3 protein-coding genes and 1 pseudogene are annotated in these 3,869 nt (G+C 32.6%); all 4 read left to right on the forward strand.

From position 1 onward, the window contains the following. The first annotated feature begins 656 nt into the window (after positions 1 to 656). Positions 657 to 1,334, forward strand: a complete 678-nt coding sequence (locus tag JMF81_RS07050; protein WP_201310751.1) for a hypothetical protein — start codon at positions 657 to 659, stop codon at positions 1,332 to 1,334. Then, positions 1,334 to 2,275, forward strand: coding sequence for a hypothetical protein (locus tag JMF81_RS07055; protein WP_201310752.1), 942 nt, complete (start codon positions 1,334 to 1,336; stop codon positions 2,273 to 2,275). Before JMF81_RS07050 ends, JMF81_RS07055 begins: the two co-directional genes overlap by 1 nt. A gap of 12 nt (positions 2,276 to 2,287) precedes the next feature. Continuing rightward, the gene (locus JMF81_RS07060; RefSeq protein ID WP_201310753.1) at positions 2,288 to 3,421 is read left to right on the forward strand and encodes a hypothetical protein; all 1,134 of its coding nucleotides are present in this window, start codon (positions 2,288 to 2,290) and stop codon (positions 3,419 to 3,421) included. Between the two features lie 301 nt (positions 3,422 to 3,722). After that, positions 3,723 to 3,869 (forward strand): annotated as a pseudogene (locus JMF81_RS16780) (IS3 family transposase); the annotation flags it as partial.

Below are 3,869 nucleotides of genomic sequence, written 5' to 3' on the forward strand. Positions count from 1 at the left end.
CCTGAAGCCGTGGGTACCATTGAGGTATTCCATAAGAATATGCTCTTTTTCTTCGTAGGAATACTTATGTTTATATGCCATAATAATACTCCCTTCTAAGTGACAAGTTTTTATTATTTCACTTGTCTACCTAGAAGGGAGCATATCAGAGATGAATTTTCATCGATAGAGCGACAGCTCTTTCTTTTTTTGTGTGTATAAAAATATTTTAGATAAAAGAAAAATGAAAATTTTAGTACTCACCTCTTGACTCGTTTGGAGTGGTTTTATCCTGTGGTGTCAGAGCTCGTAAATCCTTATTTTACAAGGCTTTTTCGGCTCTTACTTTTTGCCTGGGAGCGTCAGAAATCGTCATTTTGAAAGAAAATGGTGTAGTAAATAGCCGTGGGAGATATGCAGAGGGATACCTTGTTTTTAGCATCATCAGGCTTAGTTTTTATTGTTATCGCTGTCTACAAGGTCTTAAATGAGAATTACGAGGACATACAATCTAAATTAGGTGTTCTCGTTAGTTATTATTGGGATATTTTGAATAAAAAGAAAGATTGAAAATTTCTTTACGTCTATGTGCTTTATATACATTGATAAATCTCTTATCCCATCGTATAATTAAATTAGTTGTAAATTCCGGAAATATTTAAAAGGGAGGTAATGCAATGGCTTCCAGCAGTATTTTTATATATAAACTTTGCTTATCGTCAGAAATCAACGTGGAATCTATATATTTGCGATTGAAAGATTATCCAGAAGACGAAAACACATACTTCAATTTGGAATTAATAAGTAGCAATGAATTGGTAGGTGAATATATTATTGTCCGGAATGCTAAAGAATCCTACTATAACCCAAGAAAGAGGGCTTTTGAGTCTAGAATAGTTCCTAAGGCAAATGTTATTTCTTTTAGTGTTACAAATAATTTTTTGGAAATTTGGGCGAACAAAACCTCAGCAAACAAACTAGTGTTTGAATTATCGAATTTATTTAAAGATATTTCTATTAAGAATGTTGAAATCAAGATTGATACTTTGATAGAAAGATTAAAAGGATATAAGTTAAAGATTTCTAAAGTGTGTTTTCAAGATTTCCTTTTTACAGAAGATATTGTTGGGAATTTTACCGTAGATCTTTCGTCGTATGGTGATGCATTTTCTATATTACAAAAATACAACGATAATATATCAAGTATGACGATTATTCTTTTCTGTGATAATAGCTCAATTAAGCTTCGAGTAACAGCTAAGGGGCGTGTTACCGTTTATAAAGATCGTTCGGCGTTAGGTGATGAAGAACTATTGTTCCTTCATCAAATATTGCTAAATGGAGGTGAAAAGTAATGGGCGAACTCAGTCAACGAATTGGTAAGAAGTTGGAGCACTATGGGAATTCTATTTTTCAACATTTACATTGGGAGATTCTAGCTCAAGATGTTCAGATTGATTGTATTAGAACTGCACATAAAAATGTAAAAAGTTCTCATAAAAGAACTCACGGTGTGGATATATTAGCAGGATATTATAATCCTTTCACTAAACGAAAAGAAGCATTGGTAATAGAATGCAAACATCGAGAGTGGTCTAATTTTATTCCAAGTAATTTATCAGTATGGATTGAAGAATTGTGTAATACTATAGAATGTGCCTCAACATCTCCTATTTTAACTACATATTTAGAAGAATACACTTTACTTGGTGGAATATTATTATATAATTCAAGCGATGGTAAGTATGATACGGAACGTGCAGTAAATAATATTTCTCAAATTAAAGTGCCAAGACGTCGCCATCCAATTATGATTTATCTTGCGGACAATAATCGACTTGAAAAATGGTATTCTTTTAATGCAGAAATTGCAAAAATTGAACAAAATAGTGTTGAAAATAAATTTGATATCATATATCCATCTGTTGGCGGCTCTACATGGGATCGTTTACCCGTTGTTACTCCAACTTACTTATTTTCTGATTATATTTTGGCCTCATACATAAAAACTGTAGATATTCCAAATGGCACGGAAAAGGTTGATATAAAAGTGATATTTTGTTTTGAGCATATCACAGATGATTCTTTAAAGTATTTGCAAGACATGATTAACGAATTGCAATTAGAATCGAGAACTGATCGACATCAAGAAGTTCACTTTTATTTTTATCCTGAAACGGAGAAAGAAATAGATCATATTAAAGTATCCTTTACTAAAATCTTTGAAAATAAAAGTACTTTTAAATACTTTCTGATGGATAATCGTCGATTATCAAGAATCTATTATGAATCATAGGGGGCAGATAAAATGGCAGTTCAATCTTTTGTTAAAGGGGATGACCTCAAAAAATTAATAGAAGATAAATTAATTAATGCTCAAAGTGTCAAGTATGTTTTGCGACAAAAAGGTATTCTTCCGGTATGTATAAATTCGGAAGCGCTTTCTGAGTTAATATATCATCATTTTTTTGGTTCTGAAACGATGACTAGAATGCAAGAGGTTATGAATTTCGAGCAAAATAATTTGAAATCCACTGTTGTTATTATTTCTCCACAAAATGAGCAGTCCAAAGAAGATTTTTTGACAAACATAGCAGATGAATTTGTTAATAAAGGACGGATTTCAAACACAAGGTATACATTAAAAAATATAACCAGAAACGATTCCAATGTAACTTTACAATATATATATCAAAAACCTCAAAGAGGACGCATTAAAATCGCTGAGACGCGAACAGTTACTTTGGATGTTACAATTTCTCCGCTAGAAAATGATTCACAGAAATATAAAGTTAGCATACGACATGAAGGAATGTCTGAATCAAAAAAATTTGTTTCTTTGCTGGATGAAATGATTCAAGAAGATAGTGAACAACCTGTTTTTGGTCTTAAAAGAATAACGTTAGCAAGCCTTTTAAAGGCACATAAGGTAGATTTCTTTGATGATTTTGGAGCATATGACCACAAAGAATGGAAGCTAATAGATATTATCAATGTCACTGTAAAGAAAAGTGAAAAGTCTGTTGATGATGAAGATGATGAACTTTTTTCCGGTGAAATTGATGCTTCGGAATCTACTGGACGACTTTCGGGAATTAGTAGTGCAATTTTAAAAGGGGATGGTTTGAGAAATAATGATTTTGTGAAAGAATGCATGGAACAAGGGTTTATTTTTTCAAGTATGAGTTACAAATTCGCCCATAAAACCCTTCCTGTAACAATTGTAATTGACGTCAATTTTAAGCAAACCGATTTGAAAATTAATATCATAAAGACATATCAACTTGAAGATGATGGCATAGAACACCTAACTCCTTTGCCAGCAAGTGATCAAAGTGCATATATTGATTATTTTCAAAATGTGGCATATACAGTTTATTCAAAGCTAATTGAGAAACAAAAGATACAATTAAGTGAACAAGCTATTCAAACAAAAAAATAGAACATAATTCAGAAACGGATGGTTAAATCAGACTGTCCGTTTTTGAAGTTATTGCCCAAACAGGGAAATCTATGACTATATTGTTCAGAGAAGATTAAACTTTGTTATACAAGCATTTTGGGGACATTAAATTTCATGGGATAATGTAATAATAGTCTTTTATAAAGTGCGATAATGTGCGACTTGGTCATTAGATAGTGCTTAGTAGAGGAGTCAATTAGATATGCACTGAAAGATTTTATATTTAGAACTGATATTGTCAATATTAGTTGACACATTTTTCTCAAGGATATCACTATCATGTAACGATACTTATGGACGGATCCGGATGTATCAGGCGCTGTTGCTGAAGCAGCCGGAGGGAGTACATATCCCCAGTGAGAGGACCGTATACCGGGTTATGGATCAGATCGGGCTGAGCCATCGGCCAAAGAGAAAGCCGAATGGG

The sequence above is a fragment of the Anaerostipes butyraticus genome, from assembly GCF_016586355.1.
Classification (GTDB): Bacteria; Bacillota; Clostridia; order Lachnospirales; family Lachnospiraceae; genus Anaerostipes; species Anaerostipes butyraticus.